This is a genomic window from Schinkia azotoformans LMG 9581 (genome assembly GCF_000307855.1).
Classification (GTDB): domain Bacteria; phylum Bacillota; class Bacilli; order Bacillales; family Bacillaceae_J; genus Schinkia; species Schinkia azotoformans.
In genome coordinates this window covers 55,315-78,524 of the sequence record NZ_AJLR01000039.1, presented here as the reverse complement: position 1 = coordinate 78,524, position 23,210 = coordinate 55,315, and the positions used below count along the sequence as shown (strand labels likewise).

Annotated in this window: 25 protein-coding genes; 18 read left to right on the top strand and 7 right to left on the bottom strand. The window is 36.6% G+C overall.

The window, feature by feature from the left end; all coding sequences use genetic code 11:
* Positions 1-24: 24 nt before the first annotated feature.
* Positions 25-381 (bottom strand): hypothetical protein, encoded by a 357-nt coding sequence (locus BAZO_RS04200; protein ID WP_003330049.1) that lies wholly within the window; start codon positions 379-381, stop codon positions 25-27.
* A 167-nt stretch (positions 382-548) separates the two neighbouring features.
* Here BAZO_RS04200 and BAZO_RS04195 point away from each other — a divergent pair, with 167 nt between their 5' ends.
* The 5 genes from BAZO_RS04195 (at position 549) to BAZO_RS04175 (ending at position 4,929) form a co-directional block, all read left to right on the top strand.
* Positions 549-1,457, top strand: coding sequence for a chemotaxis protein (locus tag BAZO_RS04195; protein ID WP_003330048.1), 909 nt, complete (start codon positions 549-551; stop codon positions 1,455-1,457).
* Positions 1,458-1,625: 168 nt separating this feature from the next.
* Positions 1,626-2,552 carry a helix-turn-helix transcriptional regulator gene (locus BAZO_RS04190; RefSeq protein ID WP_003330047.1) on the top strand — a complete coding sequence of 309 codons (927 nt, stop codon included), beginning with the start codon at positions 1,626-1,628 and terminating at the stop codon, positions 2,550-2,552.
* A gap of 1 nt (position 2,553) precedes the next feature.
* Positions 2,554-3,453, top strand: coding sequence for an ABC transporter substrate-binding protein (locus tag BAZO_RS04185; RefSeq protein ID WP_003330046.1), 900 nt, complete (start codon positions 2,554-2,556; stop codon positions 3,451-3,453).
* A gap of 13 nt (positions 3,454-3,466) precedes the next feature.
* Positions 3,467-4,165 carry an ABC transporter permease gene (locus BAZO_RS04180; RefSeq protein WP_003330045.1) on the top strand — a complete coding sequence of 233 codons (699 nt, stop codon included), beginning with the start codon at positions 3,467-3,469 and terminating at the stop codon, positions 4,163-4,165.
* 5 nt (positions 4,166-4,170) lie between these two features.
* A complete protein-coding gene (locus tag BAZO_RS04175; RefSeq protein WP_035198166.1) occupies positions 4,171-4,929 on the top strand; it encodes an energy-coupling factor ABC transporter ATP-binding protein in 759 nt (252 codons plus the stop codon).
* 23 nt (positions 4,930-4,952) lie between these two features.
* On the opposite strand, the gene BAZO_RS04170 is transcribed toward BAZO_RS04175, so the two are convergent.
* The gene (locus BAZO_RS04170; RefSeq protein ID WP_003330043.1) at positions 4,953-5,402 is read right to left on the bottom strand and encodes a YkyB family protein; all 450 of its coding nucleotides are present in this window, start codon (positions 5,400-5,402) and stop codon (positions 4,953-4,955) included.
* A 204-nt stretch (positions 5,403-5,606) separates the two neighbouring features.
* Between BAZO_RS04170 and BAZO_RS04165 the strand changes: the two genes are divergently transcribed.
* The 3 genes from BAZO_RS04165 to BAZO_RS04155 all read left to right on the top strand — a co-directional run bounded on the left by BAZO_RS04165 (position 5,607) and on the right by BAZO_RS04155 (position 9,882).
* Positions 5,607-6,086: a PCYCGC motif-containing (lipo)protein gene (locus BAZO_RS04165; RefSeq protein ID WP_326161990.1), complete on the top strand. Its 480-nt coding sequence runs from the start codon at positions 5,607-5,609 to the stop codon at positions 6,084-6,086.
* Positions 6,087-6,177: 91 nt separating this feature from the next.
* On the top strand, positions 6,178-7,707 hold the full coding sequence (locus BAZO_RS04160; RefSeq protein WP_003330040.1) for a Ppx/GppA family phosphatase: 1,530 nt from the start codon (positions 6,178-6,180) through the stop codon (positions 7,705-7,707).
* Positions 7,708-7,767: 60 nt separating this feature from the next.
* Positions 7,768-9,882: an RNA degradosome polyphosphate kinase gene (locus BAZO_RS04155; protein WP_003330039.1), complete on the top strand. Its 2,115-nt coding sequence runs from the start codon at positions 7,768-7,770 to the stop codon at positions 9,880-9,882.
* 69 nt (positions 9,883-9,951) lie between these two features.
* Here the strand turns inward: BAZO_RS04155 and BAZO_RS04150 are convergent, their stop codons facing one another.
* Positions 9,952-10,836, bottom strand: a complete 885-nt coding sequence (locus BAZO_RS04150) for a metallophosphoesterase (protein ID WP_003330038.1) — start codon at positions 10,834-10,836, stop codon at positions 9,952-9,954.
* A gap of 157 nt (positions 10,837-10,993) precedes the next feature.
* Between BAZO_RS04150 and BAZO_RS04145 the strand changes: the two genes are divergently transcribed.
* The 4 genes from BAZO_RS04145 (at position 10,994) to BAZO_RS04135 (ending at position 14,577) form a co-directional block, all read left to right on the top strand.
* Positions 10,994-12,172, top strand: a complete 1,179-nt coding sequence (locus tag BAZO_RS04145) for a pyridoxal-phosphate-dependent aminotransferase family protein (protein WP_003330037.1) — start codon at positions 10,994-10,996, stop codon at positions 12,170-12,172.
* Positions 12,173-12,373: 201 nt separating this feature from the next.
* Entirely contained in the window at positions 12,374-13,585 is a 1,212-nt protein-coding gene (locus BAZO_RS04140) for an EAL domain-containing protein (protein ID WP_003330036.1), read from the top strand.
* A gap of 310 nt (positions 13,586-13,895) precedes the next feature.
* The gene (locus tag BAZO_RS22255) at positions 13,896-14,042 is read left to right on the top strand and encodes a hypothetical protein (protein ID WP_157382062.1); all 147 of its coding nucleotides are present in this window, start codon (positions 13,896-13,898) and stop codon (positions 14,040-14,042) included.
* 46 nt (positions 14,043-14,088) lie between these two features.
* Entirely contained in the window at positions 14,089-14,577 is a 489-nt protein-coding gene (locus BAZO_RS04135) for a DUF3993 domain-containing protein (RefSeq protein WP_003330034.1), read from the top strand.
* Positions 14,578-14,610: 33 nt separating this feature from the next.
* Here BAZO_RS04135 and BAZO_RS04130 read toward each other — a convergent pair whose 3' ends face one another.
* A complete protein-coding gene (locus tag BAZO_RS04130; protein WP_003330033.1) occupies positions 14,611-15,570 on the bottom strand; it encodes an MBL fold metallo-hydrolase in 960 nt (319 codons plus the stop codon).
* A 147-nt stretch (positions 15,571-15,717) separates the two neighbouring features.
* Between BAZO_RS04130 and BAZO_RS04125 the strand changes: the two genes are divergently transcribed.
* The 5 genes from BAZO_RS04125 (at position 15,718) to BAZO_RS04105 (ending at position 19,199) form a co-directional block, all read left to right on the top strand.
* Positions 15,718-15,963, top strand: coding sequence for a YkuJ family protein (locus BAZO_RS04125; protein ID WP_003330032.1), 246 nt, complete (start codon positions 15,718-15,720; stop codon positions 15,961-15,963).
* 200 nt (positions 15,964-16,163) lie between these two features.
* Positions 16,164-16,610, top strand: a complete 447-nt coding sequence (cbpB, locus tag BAZO_RS04120) for a cyclic-di-AMP-binding protein CbpB (RefSeq protein ID WP_003330030.1) — start codon at positions 16,164-16,166, stop codon at positions 16,608-16,610.
* Positions 16,611-16,690: 80 nt separating this feature from the next.
* Positions 16,691-18,127, top strand: coding sequence for an MDR family MFS transporter (locus BAZO_RS04115; protein WP_157382063.1), 1,437 nt, complete (start codon positions 16,691-16,693; stop codon positions 18,125-18,127).
* Between the two features lie 53 nt (positions 18,128-18,180).
* Positions 18,181-18,426, top strand: coding sequence for a YkuS family protein (locus tag BAZO_RS04110; protein ID WP_003330028.1), 246 nt, complete (start codon positions 18,181-18,183; stop codon positions 18,424-18,426).
* A gap of 107 nt (positions 18,427-18,533) precedes the next feature.
* A complete protein-coding gene (locus tag BAZO_RS04105) occupies positions 18,534-19,199 on the top strand; it encodes a potassium channel family protein (protein ID WP_003330027.1) in 666 nt (221 codons plus the stop codon).
* A gap of 153 nt (positions 19,200-19,352) precedes the next feature.
* Here BAZO_RS04105 and rnjA read toward each other — a convergent pair whose 3' ends face one another.
* The 3 genes from rnjA to def form a co-directional block, all read right to left on the bottom strand.
* Positions 19,353-21,020, bottom strand: a complete 1,668-nt coding sequence (gene rnjA, locus BAZO_RS04100) for a ribonuclease J1 (protein WP_003330026.1) — start codon at positions 21,018-21,020, stop codon at positions 19,353-19,355.
* Positions 21,021-21,023: 3 nt separating this feature from the next.
* Positions 21,024-21,233 (bottom strand): DNA-dependent RNA polymerase subunit epsilon, encoded by a 210-nt coding sequence (locus tag BAZO_RS04095; RefSeq protein ID WP_003330025.1) that lies wholly within the window; start codon positions 21,231-21,233, stop codon positions 21,024-21,026.
* 374 nt (positions 21,234-21,607) lie between these two features.
* Positions 21,608-22,159: a peptide deformylase gene (gene def, locus BAZO_RS04090; RefSeq protein ID WP_003330024.1), complete on the bottom strand. Its 552-nt coding sequence runs from the start codon at positions 22,157-22,159 to the stop codon at positions 21,608-21,610.
* 208 nt (positions 22,160-22,367) lie between these two features.
* Between def and BAZO_RS04085 the strand changes: the two genes are divergently transcribed.
* Positions 22,368-23,021, top strand: coding sequence for a YkyA family protein (locus tag BAZO_RS04085; RefSeq protein WP_039956996.1), 654 nt, complete (start codon positions 22,368-22,370; stop codon positions 23,019-23,021).
* The last annotated feature ends 189 nt before the right edge of the window (positions 23,022-23,210 follow it).

The window sequence follows — 23,210 nt, the reverse complement described above, 5'->3', positions numbered from 1 at the left end:
TGTACCAAATATTCAGATACATTTCTATATCTCTATTGTTCGTGGATCGTATATTTTATGTAACCCATATTTATACAATATTTCAAATTTGGAATTTGAATGATCAAGTTCTAATAGCCTTGTAACGAATAGTTCTATCGAAGCTGCATATTTTCTTTCATCATCTATAATGGGGTCTATTTCATTACAAAAATTACACCATAATTCAATACCAAATCCAACAACATCAGTGGGGTAATCTTCTTTCATAGAATAATATAGAAGCCAACCAACTGTTTGTTGGCATGAGTCGTAGAGATCCTCTATTAAATGAGTCACTTCAACATAAAGTTTTTTAGCAAATTGTTCTTTTTTTTGATGAAAACTGATAATCTTTCCCACTTTAATACCCCCTTAATGCCCGCATATTGTAATCATAACATGGAAGTTTAACTGTTTAAAGGAATATTTTAAATATTTAGAAATTATAACCTTTCCAATTTCTATTTAAAAAAAGTAGAATATAAAATATAATAGAGGTAATATCTTTTTATGGAAGGGCGAAAAGGATGAGTCAAAATAATAAAGGTATACTATTAGAAAGTGGTACAAATGAATTAGAAATCGTTGAGTTTGGAGTAGGTAATAATAAATTTGGTATAAATGTTATAAAAGTAAAGGAAATCATTAATCCTGTTCCGGTAACAACAGTTCCTCATGCCCATCCGTCAGTGGAGGGAATTATTACGCTTCGCGGGGAAGTATTGCCGGTTGTCAATATGTCTACTGTTCTTAATTTTCCACCTTCACAAGATCCGAGGCACGATAAATTTATCGTTTGTGAATTCAATAAAACGAAAATTGTTTTTCATGTACATACTGTTTCGCAAATCCACCGTATTTCATGGAATCAAATTGAAAAGCCAAATGAAATGTATACGGGCTTAGAAAGCCAAATTATCGGTGTTATTAAGATGAAGGATGAGATGGTTCTCCTCTTAGATTATGAAAAAATTGTAGTTGATATTAATCCTGACTCAGGAATAAATGTAGACCGGTTAAAGAATCTTGGTCCAAGAGAACGTTCCAATAAAAAATTAGTGATTGCCGAGGATTCTGCGTTACTACGAAAGCTTCTTGAAGAAACACTGGAGGAAGCTGGTTATGGTATGCTAACATTCTTTGAAAATGGCCAGGATGCCTTAGATTATTTAGAAGGTATCGTTTCTTCTGGAAGAAATATTACTGATGTGGTTCAATTGGTCATTACCGATATTGAAATGCCTAAAATGGACGGACACCACCTTACAAAACGTATAAAAGACAATAAAGATTTGAAGGTTCTACCTGTTATTATTTTCTCTTCCTTAATTACCGATGATCTGCGTCATAAGGGTGAAGTCGTAGGAGCAACCGAACAAGTAAGTAAACCGGAGATCGTAGAATTAGTGAAATTTATTGATAAGCATGTTCTATAAATAATGATTCGAGAGTAACTTTAGGGTTGCTCTCGTTTTTTTTGAAACTAATAACTAACGAAAACTAATAAAACTAAATAAAACCTTATAAAGATGATGGAAATCACTTTTAAATAGGCAATTGTTAGTTTATGATAGTAATATATTTTTTTGAAAAGAGGTGAATAGTTGGAACGGGAATTATTAAAGCCTGAAGAAGTAGCTAGCATACTGAAAATATCTAAATATACGGTTTATGAAATGGTTAAACGCGGTGATCTAGAAGCGATTAGAATCGGGAGGAAAATGCGATTTGATCCGGCAACGATTGAAAAGTTTAAACATGGTCATGAACAGGTAAAACAGATACAGTCTGGGGCTTTGCCATCTGAATTTACTGGAAGTATAAATGGGCAGCCTATTTTATTTTTGGGTAGTCATGATTTAGCTGTAGAAGCATTGGCAACCGAAATAAGAGACGCCATTCCAAATTTTCAATTCTTTACTGCTTTTACCGGAAGTATGGATGGACTACTGAATCTTTATTATGGAAAATGTGATATTGCCGGCTGCCATTTATTTGACGAGGAGACGGGACAATATAACATACCGTTCGTAAAAAGAATTTTCCCTGGAGAAAGGATCCATATTATTCATTTCGTTAACCGGAATATTGGCTGGATCGTTCCAAAGGGGAACCCGAAACAATTGTCAGGTTGGCAGGATCTATCACGAGATGATTTAACTTTCATAAATCGGCAAAAAGGAGCGGGTACCCGAATTTTGCTTGATTATTACTTAACGAAGCTTAACCTGCCACAATCCGTAATAAGCGGTTATGACGATATTGAACGGACACATATTGCTGCCGCTTCAAGAGTCGCACGCAGTCTTGCGGATTTTGCATTGGGTACTGAAAGTGCGGCTAAGGCATTTGGTCTAGACTTTATCTTATTAAAAAAAGAAGTATATGACTTTGTCATGAAATCCGTTTTTTATGAAAGTGCCCATGGCCATGCCTTTATACAATTATTACATGAGCCTGGTATTGTCTCAAAGATTACCCAACTTGGGGGATATGACACAAAAAATATTGGAAAGATAGTGGAGGATTAAGATGAAAAATAGTTTAATACATATTAACAAATTATTTCTGCTAGTCGTTATGGCAGCCATTTTAGTAGTTTTTTCAGGATGCTCTGGTAATCAAGAAAAACCAGCTACTGAACAAGCAGGTGAACAACAGGCCACGGAAAATACTAATGTTAAAAAAGACTTCGTATTAGCCACAACAACAAGTACACAAGATAGTGGATTATTGGATGTATTAGTACCAATGTTTGAAGAACAAACAGGATTTATGGTTAAAACAATAGCTGTTGGCACAGGAAAGGCATTAGAAATGGGTCAGAACGGCGAAGCGGATGTATTATTAGTTCACGCTCCTGAGTCTGAACAGCCTTTAGTTGATAGTGGCGTTGTAACAAATTATCAGTTAGTTATGCATAATGATTTTATTGTTGTTGGACCTAAAGAAGATCCGGCAGGTATTAAAGGACTTACATCTACTGTTGAGGCCTTTAAGAAGATAGCAGAGGATAATTCGCTATTTGTTTCGCGAGGAGATGACTCCGGTACACATAAAAAAGAATTAGGTCTATGGAAAAATGCTGAAATCGAGCCAAGTGGTAAATGGTACCAGGAAACAGGTCAGGGTATGGGCGCAACATTAAAGGTTGCATCAGAAAAAGATGGTTATTCATTAACAGACCGGGCCACATACTTGGCACTAAAGCATGAACTAAACCTTGATATCATACTTGAAGGCGAAGAAAGTCTATTAAATATTTATCATGTAATGCAAGTTAACCCCGAGAAGTTTGAAAATATTAATGGTGATGCAGCAAAAGCATTTGTTGATTTTATGGTTGCACCTGAAACTCAAAAGGTGATTGGGGAATTTGGCGTTGAGGAATTTGGTGAACCATTATTCTTCCCAGATGCAAATACAAAATAAAAGGTGACTATTTATGGAAATGATTGTGAGCGGTTTGTTAGAAGCGATTAGAATGCTCATAACATTCGATCCAGAAATATATGAAATTACTTGGCTGACTCTGAAGGTATCAGGGTCAGCTACATTTATAAGTCTTGTTATAGGTATTCCTCTGGGAGTATTTCTTGCATGGGTTCATTTCCCCGGCAGAAGATTAATTATTAGTATCGTTAACACGATGATGGGTTTTCCACCAGTTGTTGTTGGGTTATGGGTTTATTTATTTTTAGCCCGAAATGGTCCATTAGGCCAGTTAGATTTAATCTTTACCCCTACAGCGATTGTGATCGCTCAAGCAGTTATCGCTTCGCCAGTCGTAATGGGGTTAACAAGTGCCGCCGTAATGCAGGTTGACGAAAAAATGAGAATGCAATTCAAAGCTTTGGGTGCCACAAAGCTGCAAATGTTGTTTCTAGTTTTGCGGGAGGCTCGTTTTTCCTTACTCGCTGCTGTTATTGCCGGTTTCGGTGCGGTCGTATCAGAGGTTGGCGCCTCACAGATGGTCGGTGGAAATATAAAAGGATATTCAAGAGTTTTAACAACGGCAACAGTAATGGAGGTTTCTAAAGGGCACACAGAGGTTGCGATTGGAATATCGGTGATCCTGATGCTCTTAGCTTATTTAATCACATTGGGCCTGACGTTATTGCAACAAAAGGATGCAAAAGGGTGAAAATAATGCTCGATTTACAGGATATCACAGTTATAAAAAGAAATAAGAAAATTGTATCGGTTCAAGAGTTAACAGTGAAGCCGGGTAAAGTTATAGGGCTTATAGGCCCGAATGGAGCTGGTAAAAGCTCACTCCTTAAACTAATGGCTTTACTAGAGAACCCAACTACAGGGATCATTCATTTTAATGACCTACAGGTTTTTCCCGGTAAAGTAAACCTCACCGAACGACGCAAGGTTTCCGTAGTTTTTCAACAGCCATTAATGCTTGATACGACAGTATATAATAATGTCGCAATTGGTCTTAAGTTTAGAAAGACTCCCAAAAAGGTAATCAAAGAAACGGTTTTCTATTGGTTAAAACAATTTGGAATTGACCATTTAGTAGAGGATCGGGCCAAAAATCTTTCAGGCGGAGAAGCACAAAGATTATCCATTGCTAGGGCAATGGCTACAAATCCGGAAATCCTATTTTTGGACGAACCCTTTTCTGCATTGGACTTACCGACCAGAAGAAAATTATTGAAGGATTTTCAGCAAATTTTAAAAGAAACGGGAACAACGACCATATTTATTAGCCATGATTATCATGAAGTGAGATATTTATGCGAAGATATTATATTAATGTTCGAAGGAAAAATGGTGGATTATGGAAAAGTAGAGGAACTGCCATTTAAAAGATTTACAAATGATGTTAATCAGTTTTTGGACGAATGGATGACACCGTTAATTGATGAGGATCGAATAGAGAAGGCGATGACCTGATCATAGGCTCGCCTATTTTTTAATTAAAAGTAAGATTGTCCCAGTTTTTTGAATACAGGTTTTGTGTATTTTCGTTTAGACGGTGGGCCTAGGGTGTTATTATCTGAATCAGATTCACGGATACCCGTGTAGCTCTGTAAAATTAGCTTGGCTTTTGAAAGTGGTAAGTTTGTCTTGGGGTTACGGTATGTTTCATTTAGTTCTCCAAGATGCGGCAATGACTCGAAATCAGCTTTTTGGGGAGGAATATGGAAATAATACTCACCTACTGAAACAAGTAAATCGGAACGTTGTTGACTATTTTTTGGATTTTTAGAAAAGTGAAGGCCTAGTTTTTTTGCTTTTCCATCTTGAATAAGTTTTTCAAGTGTTTGTTTCTTTAAGTAATAAAGAAATTTAGGATTTGGGGCAGTTTTTGCGTGTCGATTCACGATGAAGAGAGCACGGGAGAGATCATCTATTGAATATTCCATTATTTTGACTCCTTTCAGTTATCTTCTATTATTATACACTCATAGATAGTGTCAAAACAACTAGTAATAAATTATATAAATAAGATGACAACTTCATGAACATTCCGTTGTTTGTCGCAAATTAATAGGCAACTGCATGAAAAACATGTTACTATTACATAGTAATAAACACTACTAGATAATTGCAAACTAGGAGGTAACTAGATGAAGAAATTCATGATCTTTGTTGCATCATGCATCCTTTTATTTGGCTTATCTGCTTGTAATTCTTCTGAAAACGATAGTGAACAAACATCACAAGGCTCAGGGGATATTAAAGCGGAATATAATTTAGATACGAAGGAATTTTCGCCAATGATGACTCAATACGGTTCAAAGGAATCGCTTGAGGCTTATGCGTTTGCTGCGGAACATCCGCAAGTGTTAGATCATATGCCATGCTATTGCGGCTGCTTTGAAACGGATGGACATACGAATAATACTGCATGTTTTATTGATTCGGTTGACGGCAATATCGCTACATTAGACAGCATGGGCCTTGGCTGAGGGATCTGTGTTGATATAGCCCGTGAGGCTAAAGCAGAATTTGAAAAAGGTACGGATCTGAAGACTATTCGCAATATTGTAGACGAAAAATATGGTAATAATGGTGTAGAAGGAACACCAACACCAATGCCTGAATAACATAATAAAAGCAGTGGATCATAGTGATCCACTGCTTTTATATATTATAATGGATACAAGAAGTTCACCTTGCAGATGGGAATGATGTTTGATGCAAGAAAAGTTTGCAATAATTGATATTGGCTCTAATACAATGAGACTCGTCATTTATCATAATGAAAGAAATGGAAGGCTAAAGGAAATTGAAAACATTAAGACGATGGCCCGGCTCCGCAACCATTTAGATGATCGGCAATATTTAGATAAGACGGGGATGGACATTTTAATACGTACATTGAAAAACTTTGAGGAAATTACGAAATATCATGCCATTCAGAATATTAATGCGGTGGCAACAGCCACTATTCGTCATGCAAAAAATCAACACGAAATCCTCGAGAACATTCAAATATTCACAAATTTGGATGTGAAAATTCTTTCTGAATTTGAAGAAGCCTATTATGGTTTTTTAGCTGTTATTAATTCCACATCGATTACCGAAGGGATCACAATTGATGTTGGTGGCGGCAGTACAGAGGTCACTTATTTCCGTGATCGGAAACTAATTTTTTATCATAGCTTCCCTTTTGGTGCTTTATCGTTGCGAAAGCAGTTTATGGAGGGTCCCGTTCCGACTGCAGACGAATTATTACATTTAACAACCTTTTTACATGAGGAAATCAATAAAATTGAATGGATTAAGGACATGCGGCGAGTACCGATCATTGGAATAGGTGGCAGTGCCCGTAATATAGTGCAAATCGATCAAAGGCGTAAAATGTACCCATTGGGGGGCTTGCATCAATACGAAATGACCAGTCATGATCTCGCTACAGTAAAAGACAGTCTGATTTGTTTACCCCTTGAGAAGCTACAATGTGTGGAAGGACTTTCAGAGGAACGTGCTGACATTATTATACCGGCACTGGAGGTTTTTAATGTTTTTTATCAAATCACACATGCCTCCTCTTTTATTCTAAGTAGGAAAGGGCTTCGTGATGGTGTTGTTTATGAAGAACTACTAAAACCATTTGGAATTAAAATGTTTCCGAATGTGTTAGAGGAAAGCTTATATGAATTGGAATATGATTACGAGATTAACATTAATAATGTAGTCCAAGTGTCACGTATCGCCATATCTATTTTAACTTCATTGCGGAAGTTCGGATTTTTGTCAATCACAGATACCGAGCTTACAGAAGCAAAACGGGCAGCATTATTATTTCAATTAGGACGGTATATTGATGATGAGGCAAGTAGTCAACATACCTTTTATCTTCTTGCGAATCGAACAATTGATGGTCTCATGCACGAGGAGAGACTGCGCTTAGCCGCCATTGCTTCATTTAAGTCAAAAACATATTTAAAAAATTACCTGGAGCCATTTGCGGACTGGATTTCTAAAGAGGATTTTGTTGTCATTCGAATCTTGGGAGCGGTTTTGAGGCTTGCATATGCTCTAAACGAAACAAAACGAAATATAGTGGAACAGCTTGAAATGGCTGACAGGCAAGAAGATCTGATGTTTATTATAATGTGTTCGAACAATTGGCAGGCTGAACAATATCATGCAGAAAAACAGAAAAAACAATTGGAAAAAGTTTTAAAACGAAATATTATTTTGCATTTTACGCGTGCTTAATCGGACTCTTGCTCGAGTATATATAAGTAAAGGGAGTTTACAAAAAGGGGGCTCCGAAAAATGAGGACAGTGGAAAATCAAGAAATTGATTTAGGGCATCCATCTCTATACAATAATCGTGAGCTTAGTTGGCTCGCATTTAATGAAAGGGTATTACAAGAGGCATTGGATGAGAGCAATCCACTTGGAGAAAGATTGAAGTTTTTAGCGATTGTTAGCAACAATCTTGATGAATTTTTTATGGTACGGGTTGCAGGATTGAAGGACCAGGTAAAGGCAGGCTTTAATAAACCGGAAAATAAAGCCGGGTTAACCCCAAAGGAACAGCTTGCTGCCATATCGAAAAATAATCATCAAATTGTTGATTTGCAGTATGCCACATATCAGGATAAATTGTTGCCTTTATTAGAAAAGGAAAATATTTTTATACGTAAGATGGAGGAGTTAACTTCTCTTCAAAATCAATTTGTAGAAAGAGTTTTTGATGAACAAATTTTCCCTGTCTTAACACCGCTTGCGATTGATGCCTATCGGAATTTTCCAATGCTTGCTAATAAAAGCATCAATCTCGCCATTATACTTGTTGATCCACAAAAAAAGAGCGAACGATCCAAGGAGAAATTCGCCATCGTTCAAGTGCCGGCTGTTTTGGATCGATTCATTAAGTTTCCTTCCGAGGAGGGGGGGGAGTGCTACATTCTGTTAGAGGATGTTATCACCTATTTCATCCATAAGCTATTTAAAGGCTATTTAGTTAAGCAAATTTCGAAGTTTAGAATAACAAGAAATGCGGATATGACGATTCATGAAGAAGGTGCCCGTGACTTGCTAAAAGAAATAGAAAAAGAGCTGAAAAAACGGAAGTGGGGGGCAGCGGTACGTTTAGAGGTTTGTGAAGATTCTATCGACAATAACATCCTTCAGTTTTTAGCCAATACTTTGGAAATACATGAAAAAGATATATATCTGCTTAATGGCCCATTAGACTTGTCGTTTTTATTTAGTTTTTACAATGAAATAATAGGTAATAAAGAACATTTAGCTTATCAAACATTAATCCCGCAACCACCTATAGATTTAATTGGTGAAGAGGATATTTTTGAAGCATTGACAAAAAAGGATGTTCTTTTGCATCATCCATATGAATCCTTTGAGGCTGTTGTTGACTTTATTTCACAAGCTGCCGATGATCCGAATGTGTTGGCCATAAAACAAACCCTCTATCGAGTAAGTGGGGATTCACCCATTATAAAATCATTAAAACGAGCGGCAAGTAACGGTAAGCAGGTCACCGTGTCAGTTGAGTTAAGAGCTCGTTTTGATGAGGAAAAAAATGTGCATTGGGCAAAGGAGCTTGAAAAAGCTGGCTGCCATGTTATTTATGGAATGACATCCTTAAAAACACATAGCAAAATCACTTTAGTCGTTCGAAAAAGAAATAATAATATTGAACGATTTGTTCATTTAGGAACAGGAAATTATAATGATGTTACTGCAAAAATATATACTGATTTAGGTTTCTTAACTTCAAACAGAGAATTTGGCATAGACGCCACGAATTTTTTTAACTATCTAAGCGGTTATACTGAGAAGCCTGTTTATCATCATCTATCTGTCTCCCCATTCGATATTCGAAATGACTTGATCTCTTTAATTGACGAGGAGATTTCATACCATAAAAAATATAATAACGGAAAAATTATTTTTAAAATGAATTCGTTTACGGATAAAGAATTAATTATGAAGCTGTATGAAGCATCAAGGGCTGGCGTGAAGATTGATCTTATTGTTAGAGGGATTTGTTGTTTAAAACCAGGGATAAAAGGGGTTAGTGAAAATATTAGGGTTCGCAGTATCATTGGACGTTTTTTAGAACATAGTCGGATTTATTATTTTCATCATAATAGGGAAGAAAAAGTGTTTTTATCCTCAGCTGATTTAATGACAAGAAATATGGTAAAACGAGTGGAAATTCTTTTCCCGATATATGATGAAGTGATAAAGAAAAAGATATTTAAAATTGTTTCAATATTAGTTGCTGATAACGTGAAGGCTAGGGAATTGAACGAGGATGGGACCTATAGTTATTTGAAAAGAGGGCTGAATGATCCGGTTATTAATAGCCAGGAAGTCTTATTTGAAATGGCTTACCGGGTTCTTGAGGATGAGGAGTAGATAGAAAAGCGAAAGCGCCCGTTTAGCGACGTATAAACTGGTGCTAGACATTAATAATGAAAGGACGGTCTATTCAGATCGCCCTTTCAAAGATCTAAGCGTGAAAATCGTTAATTCAGGTGGAGAAAAAAAACGGAACGGGACTCGCGTTGTTCCAATTCCACGGTTAACGTAAAGCTGTGTCGACCCTACTTGATAAAAACCTTCATAATAGGTTGTTGCCCCATAAGGTGTGAAAATTGGACCGAAAAAGGGCAATTGTACTTGTCCTCCATGGCTATGCCCTGAAAGTTGGAGATCAGCTGGGAGGTTTTCGATGGATTTAACCAAATCCGGCTGGTGTGCAAGAAAGATCGAGTATACATCACTTTCAATCTTTTGTAACGCCTTTACGGGGTCCGGTTTGCCGAGCATCCCATCATCAAGCCCGCTAATATATATGTAATCATTCATTTTGTTATAGAGCTTTTTATTCTCATTGACAAGCAATTCAAAGTCGGCTTCTTCCATAATCATCTTAATGATTTCAGAACCATAGCCCCCATGATCATGGTTTCCATATATCGAGAATTTACCGAGCGGAGCCCGTAAATCCTTTAATAACTGAGTGACCTTCCCGATTTCTTTATATTTGTTCGGTGCATCTAACAGGTCGCCCGTAAAAAAGATTATATCAGGTGCTTTTTCATTGATAAGGTTTACTAGTTTTGAGAATTGGTCTGCAGTGTAGTTGAAGCCAATATGTGTATCACTGAATAACACAATCCTAGTGCCATCGAAGCTCATTGGTATTTTCACTGACTGTAAAGGGTGTCTTGTAATTTTAAGCTGCCTCGGTTCGATATAGCGGGCATACCCAAAGCCCATACTAGAAAGAAATATTGTACCCAAGCTCAATTTATAAATTTGTTTTATAAATGACCTTCTAGTCATTTTAGCATCCTCAATTTTCATGTTGCTCAACCTATCCCAAATTAAAATCGCATAATTACCATTATAACACTTCTTTTAAATTCCATACAATTTTATTTTGAATGTTTTGTGCAGGATTTTCTGTTTCCACTATGGAAATTATAATATGTGTAAATAATGGTATGGGAGGTCGAACTAATTGATTAAACAATTAAACCCGCCAAGAAGAATTTTAATGGGTCCGGGGCCTAGTGATGTCCATCCGGCTGTTCTTCAATCAATGGCAACACCACTTTTAGGACATCTTGATCCAGCATTTTTAGAAATAATGAATGAAACGATGGATTTATTAAGACAAGTCTATCAGACAGAAAACAAAGTCACACTTGCGATGTCCGGAACAGGCAGTGCTGGAATGGAAACATTATTTGTAAATCTAGTTGAACCAGGTGATAAGGTTATTATTGGTGTAAATGGTTTGTTTGGACAGAGAATGGTAGATGTCGCTCTTAGATGTGGGGCTGAAGTAATCCAAGTAGAGGGTGCTTGGGGAGATATTATCCGTCCTGAAAAGGTTGAAGAGGTTCTGCAACAACACAAAGATATTAAACTGGTAGCGGTTGTGCATGCTGAAACTTCTACTGGCGTCCGGCAGCCTTTGCAAGAATTAAGCGAGATTGTACATCGTCATCATGCTCTTTTTGTTTGTGATATGGTGACATCAATTGGCGGAATTCCAACAAAGATTGATGAATATGGAATTGATGCAGCCTATAGCGGGACTCAGAAGTGCTTGAGTGCACCTCCGGGACTTGCACCTGTTACATTAAGTCCACGTGCCTTGGAAGTATCAGCGAATCGAAAAAGCAAAGTACAAAGCTGGTATTTAGATCTTTCGATGATTCAGAATTATTGGGGTGAGGAACGTTTTTACCATCATACTGCTCCAATTACAATGATCTACTCTTTACGTAAGGCCTTACGACTTATTGTCGATGAAGGTTTGGAAAATGTGTTTCATCGTCATGCGCTATATGGTAGGGCATTACATGCAGGTCTAGAAGCAATGGGCTTAGAACTACTCGTGAACGAGAAGCATAGACTGCACCAATTAACGGCGGTTCGTATTCCAACGAATATCCAAGATGTTGAAGTTCGAAAGCGATTATTGCAAAAGTACGGTCTTGAAATTGGTGGAGGCTTAGGAGAATTGAAGGGTAAAATTTGGCGTATCGGTCTCATGGGATATAATGCACGCCAAGAAAATGTGACCTATGCATTAGCTGCAATCGAAGATGTCCTGCGCGAACATGGATATCATTTTATTTCTGGAGCCGCTTTAGAAGCAGCTAACCGTTATATTCGTGAAAACGAATGACCTATCAGATTTATTTCTGATAGGTTTTTTGTTGTACTATGAGCATATAATTTTATGGATTATAGTATAAGAAAGGACATCGACTTCCGCCATTATTGGCGGTAAGCCATGTCTTTCTAAGGATATTTTTGTATAATTATGTTAGAATAGCTTAAGATTGCAATAAAATAAACAGAGATGGGGAAGTTTGAGGTGGGACGAATGGATCCGTTAGAAATATTAACAAATAAAGAATCGTTATTACCCTTCTATCAGCCAATATTCAGCGCTGATGATCATGAGATCATTGGATATGAAGTACTTGGAAGAATGAAAGTGGATCAAGACTTCCACAGTATTGGTTCTTTTTTTGAGGATGAATCTGTTCCAGATGAGTATAGATTAGAAGTTGACGATTTTATTACAAAAAAAGCTTTACAGGAACTCTCTGAATTTAGTGAAATCACTATTTTTATTAATCGTAATCCAAACTTATTGATGCTTGACCGCGGTGATTCTCTTTTGCATTTATTGTTGTCATTTCAAGAGCAGGGGTTGGATTTGAAACGGATTGTTCTTGAGATAACAGAACATAATTATCACGGGGATATCGAACAACTTAATCATGTATTAACTTATTTACGTACATATGGCATTAAATTAGCGATTGATAATGTTGGGAAAGAAGGCAGCAATCTTGAACGCTTAAGAATGTTGAATCCGGATATTTTAAAGGTGGACCTTTCTTTATTAAGGCAGACAACAACGGCTCAATCGTATTTGGATATATTATATTCGTTGTCTTTATTAGCTAGGAGGGTTGGGGCGGCCCTCCTTTATGAGGATATCGAAATGTTGTTTCAGCTTCAATATGCATGGCGAAATGGGGGCCGTTATTACCAAGGATTCTACCTAGCAAAGCCGGAGCAAGCTATCATTGATAAAAACTACCGTAAGGAATTTTTAAAGAAGGAATTTCACAGTTTTATAACCCATGAAAAAAAGAAATTATCAGCGCAATATGAAATTTGCAATGAATTTACAAATCGAATGTACCAACTGAATACTAAGTTAAAAACGAGGGATTATGACCAGCTTTTATTTAATGTGTCGCAGGTATTTTCTAAGGAAAGCTTTCGAATTTATATATGTGATGGTGAGGGATTTCAACAATCAGCCAATCTTTATAAGTCACAGGCTGGAGAGTGGGTTTTACAAGCGGAATACAAAAATAAAAATTGGAGCTGGCGGCCGTATTTTTTAGAGAATATTGTTAGGATGAATTATGATAAACGCGGGATTTTATCTGATTTATACAGCGACGTTGAAACGGGTGAAGTTACCCGGACATTTTCGTTTCCGATATCTGAACAATTGTATATCTTTATTGACCTTTCCTATAGTTTTCTTTTTGAACATGAAAATCTACTTTAAAAAGACAAGGCTGTCTCAACCTTAGACAGCCTTGTCTTTTTTTTATACTATCAGAAATTATGACCTCTCTTGTCGATAGTATAAGAATGACATCGACTTCCGCCATAGTTGGCGGAAAGTCGTGTCATTCTAACATTTTACTCCAAAATTAACTGTCTAATGGTGAGGTTATTTTACGAACGAAAATAGTCGTATCGCGTATAATACCTTGATAAAATTTAACTATATTCAAAAGAAGTCCTACTACCATAAGTTGTGGGATGAACGTAATCCAGTATTTAACTTGCATCCAGGAGAGGAAGGTCAATTAATGATGAAATATACATGTAAGAAATGTTGTAATATAATGCATAGCTTTTCGATTTGTCCAATTTGTAATGAGGAAGTTCATGTTGTTCCAATTGAAATTAATATTCAAAAAGGAACTAGTATTTTAGATAGCTTACGTGAGGAATAAATTCACACCCCTTTTTTGGGGGCACTTTTTGTGAAAGGGTGATTTCATGCGGGTAAAAATTTGGGCACTTTTATTATTGCTATTAATCGGACAAGTTCATTTTATTTCTGCAGAAAATGTTTCGATGACAAGGGAAGAAACATTTCTTTTTCTGCAGGAGGCATTATCAGCCCAGCTTTCGTTAGGCGATAAGTTTCGTTCAGAACAAGAAATAAGTGATGTTCTTTCACCATACTTCACAGATGATTACCAAAAACTATTTGTCGCTGAACATATTTTCTCTGAACCTGAAGGATTTATTATGTATGGTACGGACGTATTCGACTACTTTATTCCAATGTATTCATATGACGTTAACACGAAGATTATGACCGATAAAAATAAAATAATCGTGACCGAGTATTTTTTACCACAACTCGAAGGGCCAGTTGTTTGGGAAAAACCGCATTATGAAAGCATCACGATCATTAAAACGAAAGCCGGATGGAAGATTAGCGATTATCTCGTAAGTGAAGATAAACCATCCATCAAATAAAATCGGAGCCACTACTGTAGCTCCGATTTTTTTCTATTTTTTATTTTCTATTCTTATAAAATAATCGGCAAGCCCCATCGAGCAAACATCGATATCAAGTTTTAAAATCGTATAAACCTTATGATTACTCGGAATATTCTTTTCGGATAAATAGGCTTTAATTTTTCCAAAAAGGTTTTCTGAGATTAACGGTGTAAGCTCCTCTAAAGTCATTTCCTTATGTTCTAGATATATTTCCTTGCCGGTTTCCACAAACACCGGTAACCATTTTTTTATTTCGGAATATACAAGACTAGGATTATTACTTTTGCCAAAATGGCCAAAATATATAAGAGAAACATTTAATTCTTCAATTTTCTTCAGTGAATGAAGCATATCATCCGGATCAAATTGATTAGGTGATGTAGATGGAAGGAAGAAATCGAATTCCTCTACATCTTGATAATAAATTCCGATTGTGTCACCCGTAAAGATCCCATTTGAAAGGCTGTCGTGAATGCTGAAATGATGTTTAGCATGGCCTGGGGTGTCATAGAAGGTCAACGTTCTTTTTCCTATTTCAAGTGTTTCCCCATCCTGTTTCACGATAAGACGATCTTCCGGGATAGGATAAATTGGATCATATAGCCGATCAAAGTCATCTCCGTATACGAGCCTTGCTCCGGCAATTAAACGGGATGGATCAATTAGATGACGAAACCCGCGAGGATGTACAATGACTTTTGCGTTTGGACACTGTTTTAATAATAAACCGGCTCCGCCCGCATGATCTAAATGAATATGTGTTACAATAATATAATGAATTTCTGAAGGATCAATTTCTAAATTTTTTAGTCCTTCTAAAAGATATGGAATAGAAGGGCTGGCACTTGTTTCAACGATTGTCAATTTTTCATCATGGATGACGTATGTACCTGTGCGATTCTCCATACCTAGATCAAAAACATCAAAAAATGAAATATTATTGCCTAAATTTACTGGTTTTTTGTTCAAATTTACATCCCCCTTTTAAAAAATATTGTAAGTGATAATAGTTTAGATTGTAAAGCCGGTTGTTTTTTGTCAAAATAGAAAAGTAAAGAATGGACAAACACTGGGATGTGAATCCTAAAACTAAATGGTGTTGAAAGGGGAAGTTGAATGTCACTACTTCATGGGATTTTAAAACGTTTAATGACATTACAAGACGATGAAAATAATGTCGAACCAAAGCAAAGATATTTTGAGAAAAACGGTGAGAAGAAATGTAGTGTAAAGTATTTTGATCACACAAAGATGTTTGAGTTAGAGGTTTATTCTCCTGGTGAAAAGCCAAAGACGTATCAATTTGACAATATTGATATGGTCGCGATTGATGTATTTGAAATCATGAGTGCAGACGAATAGTCCATTTAGTTTGTACTTTTATAAGTAGACTATCTCTTTTTTAGAGATGGTCTTTTTATTTTGGTAAGAAAGAGCAATTTTAGTGAAATGTTTTATTTTCTAATGTTACAATTATAATTGGGAGAATTAGAGAAAGCGTTTACAGAAAAATGATAATAGAGGTCTGTGAAATAATACTTCTAGAAGGGGTGGGGCAACAGATGTACAGTTTTGATAAAGAAATTATCTTAAATACAAAAATTGAAGAATTAATGGTGAGTTCAGATAAGGTCGCACATGTTCAATTTGATAATCCGCTTGAGCATGCCTTGTTGGTATTAACGAAATCTGGCTATTCGGCGGTGCCGGTTTTGGATCATGCGTATAGATTAAAGGGTTTAATCAGCACTACCATGATTATGGATACGGTGCTTGGAATCCAATCTTTTGAGATGGAAAAGTTGTCGCAGTTGAAAGTAGAGGATGTGATGAATTCCAGTATACCGACTTTAAAAGTGAATCATGATTTTATGAGGGCATTAGGATTAACCATTAATCATCCATTTGTATGCATTGAGGATGATCAAGGTTTTTTTAGAGGAATTCTGACAAGAAGGACGATTATCAAATTGTTTGCGAAAAACCTTAATAAATCAATGCAATCATAAAAGAACGAGTCTTAGCTTTAAGGAGGTACTGATCTTTGAGTCAAGGGAAAACTAAGAAAACTTTCGTATTAGCAGCGGTAATGCTGTCCATGTTTATGTCTGCAGTAGAGGCCACGATTGTATCTACAGCTATGCCTAGCATTGTTTCTGATTTAGGCGGCTTTTCATTATATAGCTGGGTATTCTCCTCGTATTTATTAATGCAAGTTGCGACTATCCTCATTTACGGTAAAATAGCGGATCTAGTTGGCAGAAAGCCAGTATTCGTTGTCGGCGTCAGCATTTTCCTACTTGGCTCTTTATTATGCGGTTTTGCTACATCAATGGAAATGCTTATATTATTTAGATTTATACAAGGGTTTGGTGCGGGTGCTGTTATGCCGATCGCCACAACGATTGTTGGTGATATTTATACGAAGGAAGAACGGGCTTCTATTCAAGGCTATTTATCGAGTGTTTGGGGAATATCAGCTGTATTGGGACCTGTGCTGGGCGGTGTTTTTGTTAAATATGTTAGCTGGGTCTATGTTTTTTGGATGAACATTCCTCTTGGTATATTGGCTATTATTGGTGTTATCCTGTTTCTCCATGAAGATGTTGAAAAGAAGAAGCATACGATTGATTATCCCGGTTCTATTTTGCTAGTTATATTTATTAGTGCGTTAATGCTTGTGCTTGTTGAAGGAGGAGTTCATTGGGCATGGAATTCATGGCAGATCATTAGCTTGCTCCTTTTGTTCAGTGTGGGCATTATCCTATTTATATTGCAAGAGAAAAAAGCTGTAGAACCGATGATGCCTTTTCATATATGGAAGTATAGGGCGATCAGTATTTCAAACCTTGCCTCCTTTACAACCGGAATCATTATGATGGGAGTGTCAAGCTTTCTTCCAGCGTTTGTCCAAGGTGTAATGGAAGAGTCCCCTATGATTGCCGGTTTTACTTTAACAACGATGTCGATCGGCTGGCCAATTGCGTCTGCAATTGCAGGAAAAATGGTTATAAACATTGGTTATCGTAAATTGACGGTCACAGGTGGATTTGCGTTAATAATTGGTTCCTTAATTTTCGTTACGTTGTCGCCGGAAAAAGGACCGATTTGGGCGGCTTTAGGTTCCTTCTTTATTGGATTTGGTATGGGATTAACAACGACCTCCTTTATTGTATCAATTCAAAGCACGGTTGGATGGAATGTAAGGGGGATTGCCACGGCGGCGAATATGTTTATGCGCACATTAGGAAGTGCTGTTGGGGCAGCCTTCTTAGGCGGGCTATTAAATAGCAGACTACAATCGTTTATCATGAAACAAGGATTAGAGGATACCATCACGTTGGAAACTGCTAATTCACTTCTCAATGAAGGGCAGCGGGACCAATTGGTACAATCTACAAAAAGCATTCTACAGGAGGGTCTAACAATGTCCTTGCACACCGTTTATTGGGGTGTATTGATTATCGCAATCCTAACGTTAGCTCTCGTATTTTTTATGCCTGAAACCGAAGAGAAGATAAGTTAGTATAACTTTTCTATTTTAGGAAAAAATGTAGAGGTAAGGAGGTGGATGATGTTATGGCAAAGATTGGTGTGGAACAATCCTTAACAGATGTTCAACAAGCTTTACAAGAAAAAGGATACCAAGTGGTACAATTAAAGCAAGAAAGTGACGCTAAAGACTGTGATGCCTGCGTTGTAACAGGACTTGACAATAATGTAATGGGAATTGCAAACACAGTTATTAAGGGCCCGGTTATTGAAGCAAGTGGACTAACAGCGGAGCAAATTTGTCAAGAGCTTGACAATCGGATTAATCAATAACATAAAATAACTTTTAGAAAGGAACCAGAGAGGTTCCTTTTATTTTTTCCTCTGTATTATGCTACAATGATGTGTACAGGAACGAACGATAATATGGAGGAATAGAAATGAAAAAAGAATTCGTCGTAATTGGACTCGGCCGTTTCGGCGGGAGCATTTGCCGGACACTTGCCCAAGAGGGAATGGAAGTGTTAGCGATTGATATTGATGAAGATAGAGTCCATGAATTTTCGAATATTGTTTCACAGGCTGTTGTGGCTGATACTACGGATGAAACTACACTAAAAGACTTGGGAATTCGTAATTTTGACCATGTAATCGTAGCGATTGGTGATAATATCCAAGCAAGTATTTTAACGACCTTGATCTTAAAGGAATTGGGAGTCAAAAAAATAACGGTGAAAGCTTTGAATGATTACCATGAAAAAGTGCTTGCCAAAATCGGTGCCGATGAAATTGTCCATCCGGAACGCGATATGGGTAGAAGAATTGCGAACAATATGATCTCTACCAATGTTTTGGATTATCTTGAATTGTCGGATGAACATAGTATTGTTGAATTAATGGCAAGCAAAAAAATGGACGGTAAAACCTTAATTGAAATGGATGTTCGTGCGAAGTTTGGCTGTAACGTCGTTGCCATAAAAAGACAAAATCAAATTATTGTATCGCCTATGGCAAAAGAAATCATCCAAGAGGGCGATATTTTAATTGTGATCGGTGCTGATAGAGATATTGATAGATTTGGAAAAAGTATATTGGATCATGCATAAAAAAACCGCCTAAAGGCGGTTTTTGTCTAGCTCCAGCATCCAGCGACTAAGTCAATAAGAGAGGTTTCACGCTGCACATCGCCGGATATCCTTTATCTCAGTCGATGTGCGCAAGTCTTATTCGTCGCTTAACGGATGCTTCCGCTTTTCTATTTAAATTTCCATGATAATTGGTAGTATCATTGGTTTGCGTTTTGTTTTTTCATATAAAAATGGTCCTAAAACGTCTGTGATTTCATTTTTAATTTCCGACCATTGTGTTGTTTTACGTTCCATAATTTTTTCAAGATGTTTAGCAATTAAGCCTTGCGCATCATTTATAAGATCGCTGGACTCTCTCATATAAACAAAACCTCTTGAAATTAAATCCGGCCCAGCCATAATTTTAAATTCCTTCATATCAATACTTACGACTACGATGACTAAACCTTCTTCGGATAAAATGCGGCGGTCACGTAATACGATATTTCCGATATCACCGACACCGTTGCCATCTACATAAACCGATCCAGACGTAATTTTTCCAGCAACAGAGGCTTCTTTACTTGTTAATGCAAGAACATCACCGTTATCCATAATAAAATTGTTCTCAGGAAGCACACCGCAATCAATCGCAAGCTTCGTATGCATTTTAAGCATCCGGTATTCACCGTGAATAGGCATGAAAAACTTCGGTTTCATTAAGCGAAGCATTAGTTTCTGTTCCTGCTGTCCGCCATGTCCTGACGTATGGATATCGCTTAATGGACCATAAATGACTTCTGCACCGGCACGATATAGACTATTAATGACCCGGCTGACACTGATAGTATTACCAGGTATTGGTGATGATGAAAAGACTACTGTATCCCCTGGATTGATTTGTATTTGACGATGGGTTCCATTGGCGATACGTGAAAGTGCCGCCATTGGTTCCCCCTGACTGCCTGTACAAAGGATTGTGACCTGATTACTAGGCAATCGATTAATTTGCGAAGCCTCGATGAAAGTATCTTTGGGAGCCTTAATATAGCCTAAATCAAGTCCAATTTGGATTGCTGCTTCCATACTCCGTCCAAAAACAACGACTTTTCGATTGTTTTTTACAGCAGCTTCGACTACTTGTTGGAGGCGATGAATATTGGATGCAAATGTCGCAAAAATAATTCGCCCATCTACTTTACGGAAGATTTCATGAATGCTCTCGCCAACACGTCTTTCAGACATTGTAAAATCAGGGATTTCACTGTTTGTACTATCTGAAAGAAGGCAGAGAACACCCTCTTTTCCGATTTCAGCCATTTTTGTTAAATTTGCCGGTTCACCAACAGGGGTGAAATCAAATTTAAAATCACCGGTATGAACAATATTGCCTTGTGGAGTATTTACAACAATTCCATAGGCATCAGGGATACTATGGGTAGTTCGATAAAATCCAACAGATAAATGTTGGAATTTTATCACATCATCCTCTTTAATATCGATTAATTTTGCCTGACGTAACAACCCATGCTCTTCCAATTTGTTTTTAATTAAACCTAAAGCGAGCTTGCCGCCATAAATAGGTACATTTAATTGACGGAGTAAATAAGGTATTCCCCCGATGTGGTCTTCATGTCCGTGTGTTATAAAAACACCTTTAATCTTGTCTTCATTTTTGACTAAATACGTATAGTCCGGGATTACATAGTCAATCCCTAACAGCTCGTCCTCAGGGAATTTAATACCGGCGTCAATAACGATGATTTCATCCTTATATTGAATGGCATACGTATTTTTTCCAATTTCACCCATCCCACCTAAAGCAAATACTGCAACTTGATCTTCTTTTAAAAATTTCATAACCTATACATTCTCCAATACAAAGTTTTCGGATCGCTTTTCATACTCAAGATGAGCTTCATCAAGCTTTTGAATAAATTCAATATTATATTTTTTTTCCGCTAATTTAGTCCGTACATCTCTTTCAGATTCTGCTTCTACATAAATAGTTTTTGTACGTTCTCGAACGGGTACTTCAGTTTTTATCTCTTGAAAAAATACTTTATAAATCATCCTAACAATCTCTCCTTGCCTTTTCCAAATAATTATCTTTGTTCATTATAGCGGAAATTTAAATCTTTTTCATTTTTTTTCTACAAAAGCTTATCTTTGGTATAGGTTTTCGATCCAAAACATTTCTTTGAAATAAGGTTATGCTATCGTTTTTCGACCAAATAAATCCTTCATATGTGCTCTAATTCTTTCTTTTAATCGCTTGAACATATACATTCATCTCCGTTCTCATGATTTTTATACTGTTTTTTATTTGATCTTATTATGTGTATTATCCTTTTTTTGTTTCATGGGGGTTAATGGAAACGACATAGCAAAAAGGCCGACATAAAAAACGCCAGCCTTTTTTGCAATTTCATGTATTATTTACTTACTTATTCGATAACAATCGCATCTTCTAGTTTTTGGAATGGATCATCTTGATTAATGTGGTCATAAAACATAATTCCGTTTAAATGATCAATCTCATGTTGAAAAACGATGGCTGGCAATCCTTTTAAACGGATTTTGACTTCTTTGCCTTCTAAATCAACAGCTTTCACTGTAATTTTTGCATATCTTGGGACAAACCCAGGCACTTCGCGGTCAACAGATAAACATCCTTCACCGCCGGCTAAATAACTTTTTTGAGTTGAGTGACTGACAATTTTGGGATTAAATAAAGCATAGCTATATAACTCATCATTATCATCAGTAACGTGAACAGCTATCATTCTTTTAGGAATTCCAAGTTGCGGTGCCGCAAGCCCGATTCCTGGACGCAGTCCATATTTTGCGGAAATTTCGGGATCTTGGCTATTAATAACAAATTCTATCATTTTTGTTAGGGTTTCTTTATCTTCCGTTGATGCTGGCAAAACAACATCTGCTGCTTTTTCTCGCAATGTCGGATGTCCTTCGCGGACAATATCATCCATAGTAATCAATTATGGTCTCCTCCTATGTTTCCCTTTTGATAAGTAAATTTAGTTTAGCACATTTTTTCCTTTTAGAAAAAAGACTATTTAATTGGACAAGCGCATACTATAGAATTAAATAAATAATGATGGGAAATTACAGTATTCAGGTTGTCATTCGAAACACAAGAACTTATAATAATACTTTGAGACAAGGAGGAGCAAGCCATTGTACTTAATGAAGAACTTTTTATTTGTAATCGCATGTATTGCGTTATTATCCGGTTGCGGCATGTCAGCTGAAGAAGAAATATTTACCCATTTAGAAAATGCGGTAGGATTGGAAGCCAATTTTGAAAAGCAACAACAGCCACTCGTTGAACTTGAAAAGAAGGAACAAACAATATATGAAAAAATCATTAAGCTGGGGATGTCTGAATTCGAACAAATCAAAGGGTTATCCCAAGAGGCTATAGAAGTTGTTAATGAGCGTGAATCAAGGATTGAAAAAGAAAAAGAAAGTATCGAATCATCTAAAAAAGAGTTTTTATTAACTGAATCAAAAGTTGGTAAACTTAAAGATGAAAAAATGAAGACCATTGCTGAAGATTTATTAAAGGTTATGAATCAACGTTATGAATCTTATGACAAGCTTTATAAAAATTATAAAAACGCAATTGCGTTGGACCGTGAATTATATGAAATGTTCCAAAAAGAAGAACTGACATTAGAACAGCTCGAAATGCAGGTCAAAAAAATTAATGAGATGTATGATAACGTTGTGAAGGAAAATGAAAGGTTTAACGAATTGACAGATACATACAATAAAAAGAAAAAGGAGTTTTATCTTGCTGCAGATTTGAATGTTGTATTTGATGATACAGCAAAATAACTCATTGATAAAGTCTACTTGGAAAGTGCCGTTCACTTTCGAGTAGGCTTTTTTTATGTAAACAAATCGATGTAATGTGGAACAGAGTTGTTGAATATATTAATACAGAAAAATTGACGAATATCACATATTACCACTATACTTATGATGTAAAGTTGAAATATAAGGGTGTTAAGACAATGCTTCCAA

Bases quoted from the DNA above. Each gene is read 5' to 3' on its own strand.
- BAZO_RS04185 (WP_003330046.1), top strand. From the start codon at position 2,554: ATGAAAAATAGTTTAATACATATTAACAAATTATTTCTGCTAGTCGTT.
- BAZO_RS04195 (WP_003330048.1), top strand. From the start codon at position 549: ATGAGTCAAAATAATAAAGGTATACTATTAGAAAGTGGTACAAATGAA.
- BAZO_RS04115 (WP_157382063.1), top strand. From the start codon at position 16,691: ATGCTGTCCATGTTTATGTCTGCAGTAGAGGCCACGATTGTATCTACA.
- BAZO_RS04095 (WP_003330025.1), bottom strand. From the start codon at position 21,233: ATGATTTATAAAGTATTTTTTCAAGAGATAAAAACTGAAGTACCCGTT.
- BAZO_RS04085 (WP_039956996.1), top strand. From the start codon at position 22,368: ATGAAGAACTTTTTATTTGTAATCGCATGTATTGCGTTATTATCCGGT.
- BAZO_RS04155 (WP_003330039.1), top strand. From the start codon at position 7,768: ATGAGGACAGTGGAAAATCAAGAAATTGATTTAGGGCATCCATCTCTA.
- BAZO_RS04180 (WP_003330045.1), top strand. From the start codon at position 3,467: ATGGAAATGATTGTGAGCGGTTTGTTAGAAGCGATTAGAATGCTCATA.
- BAZO_RS04125 (WP_003330032.1), top strand. From the start codon at position 15,718: ATGTCACTACTTCATGGGATTTTAAAACGTTTAATGACATTACAAGAC.
- BAZO_RS04110 (WP_003330028.1), top strand. From the start codon at position 18,181: ATGGCAAAGATTGGTGTGGAACAATCCTTAACAGATGTTCAACAAGCT.
- BAZO_RS04105 (WP_003330027.1), top strand. From the start codon at position 18,534: ATGAAAAAAGAATTCGTCGTAATTGGACTCGGCCGTTTCGGCGGGAGC.
- BAZO_RS04140 (WP_003330036.1), top strand. From the start codon at position 12,374: ATGGATCCGTTAGAAATATTAACAAATAAAGAATCGTTATTACCCTTC.
- BAZO_RS04175 (WP_035198166.1), top strand. From the start codon at position 4,171: ATGCTCGATTTACAGGATATCACAGTTATAAAAAGAAATAAGAAAATT.
- rnjA (WP_003330026.1), bottom strand. From the start codon at position 21,020: ATGAAATTTTTAAAAGAAGATCAAGTTGCAGTATTTGCTTTAGGTGGG.
- BAZO_RS04170 (WP_003330043.1), bottom strand. From the start codon at position 5,402: ATGGAATATTCAATAGATGATCTCTCCCGTGCTCTCTTCATCGTGAAT.
- cbpB (WP_003330030.1), top strand. From the start codon at position 16,164: ATGTACAGTTTTGATAAAGAAATTATCTTAAATACAAAAATTGAAGAA.
- BAZO_RS04150 (WP_003330038.1), bottom strand. From the start codon at position 10,836: ATGAAAATTGAGGATGCTAAAATGACTAGAAGGTCATTTATAAAACAA.
- BAZO_RS04135 (WP_003330034.1), top strand. From the start codon at position 14,089: ATGCGGGTAAAAATTTGGGCACTTTTATTATTGCTATTAATCGGACAA.
- BAZO_RS04160 (WP_003330040.1), top strand. From the start codon at position 6,178: ATGCAAGAAAAGTTTGCAATAATTGATATTGGCTCTAATACAATGAGA.
- BAZO_RS22255 (WP_157382062.1), top strand. From the start codon at position 13,896: ATGATGAAATATACATGTAAGAAATGTTGTAATATAATGCATAGCTTT.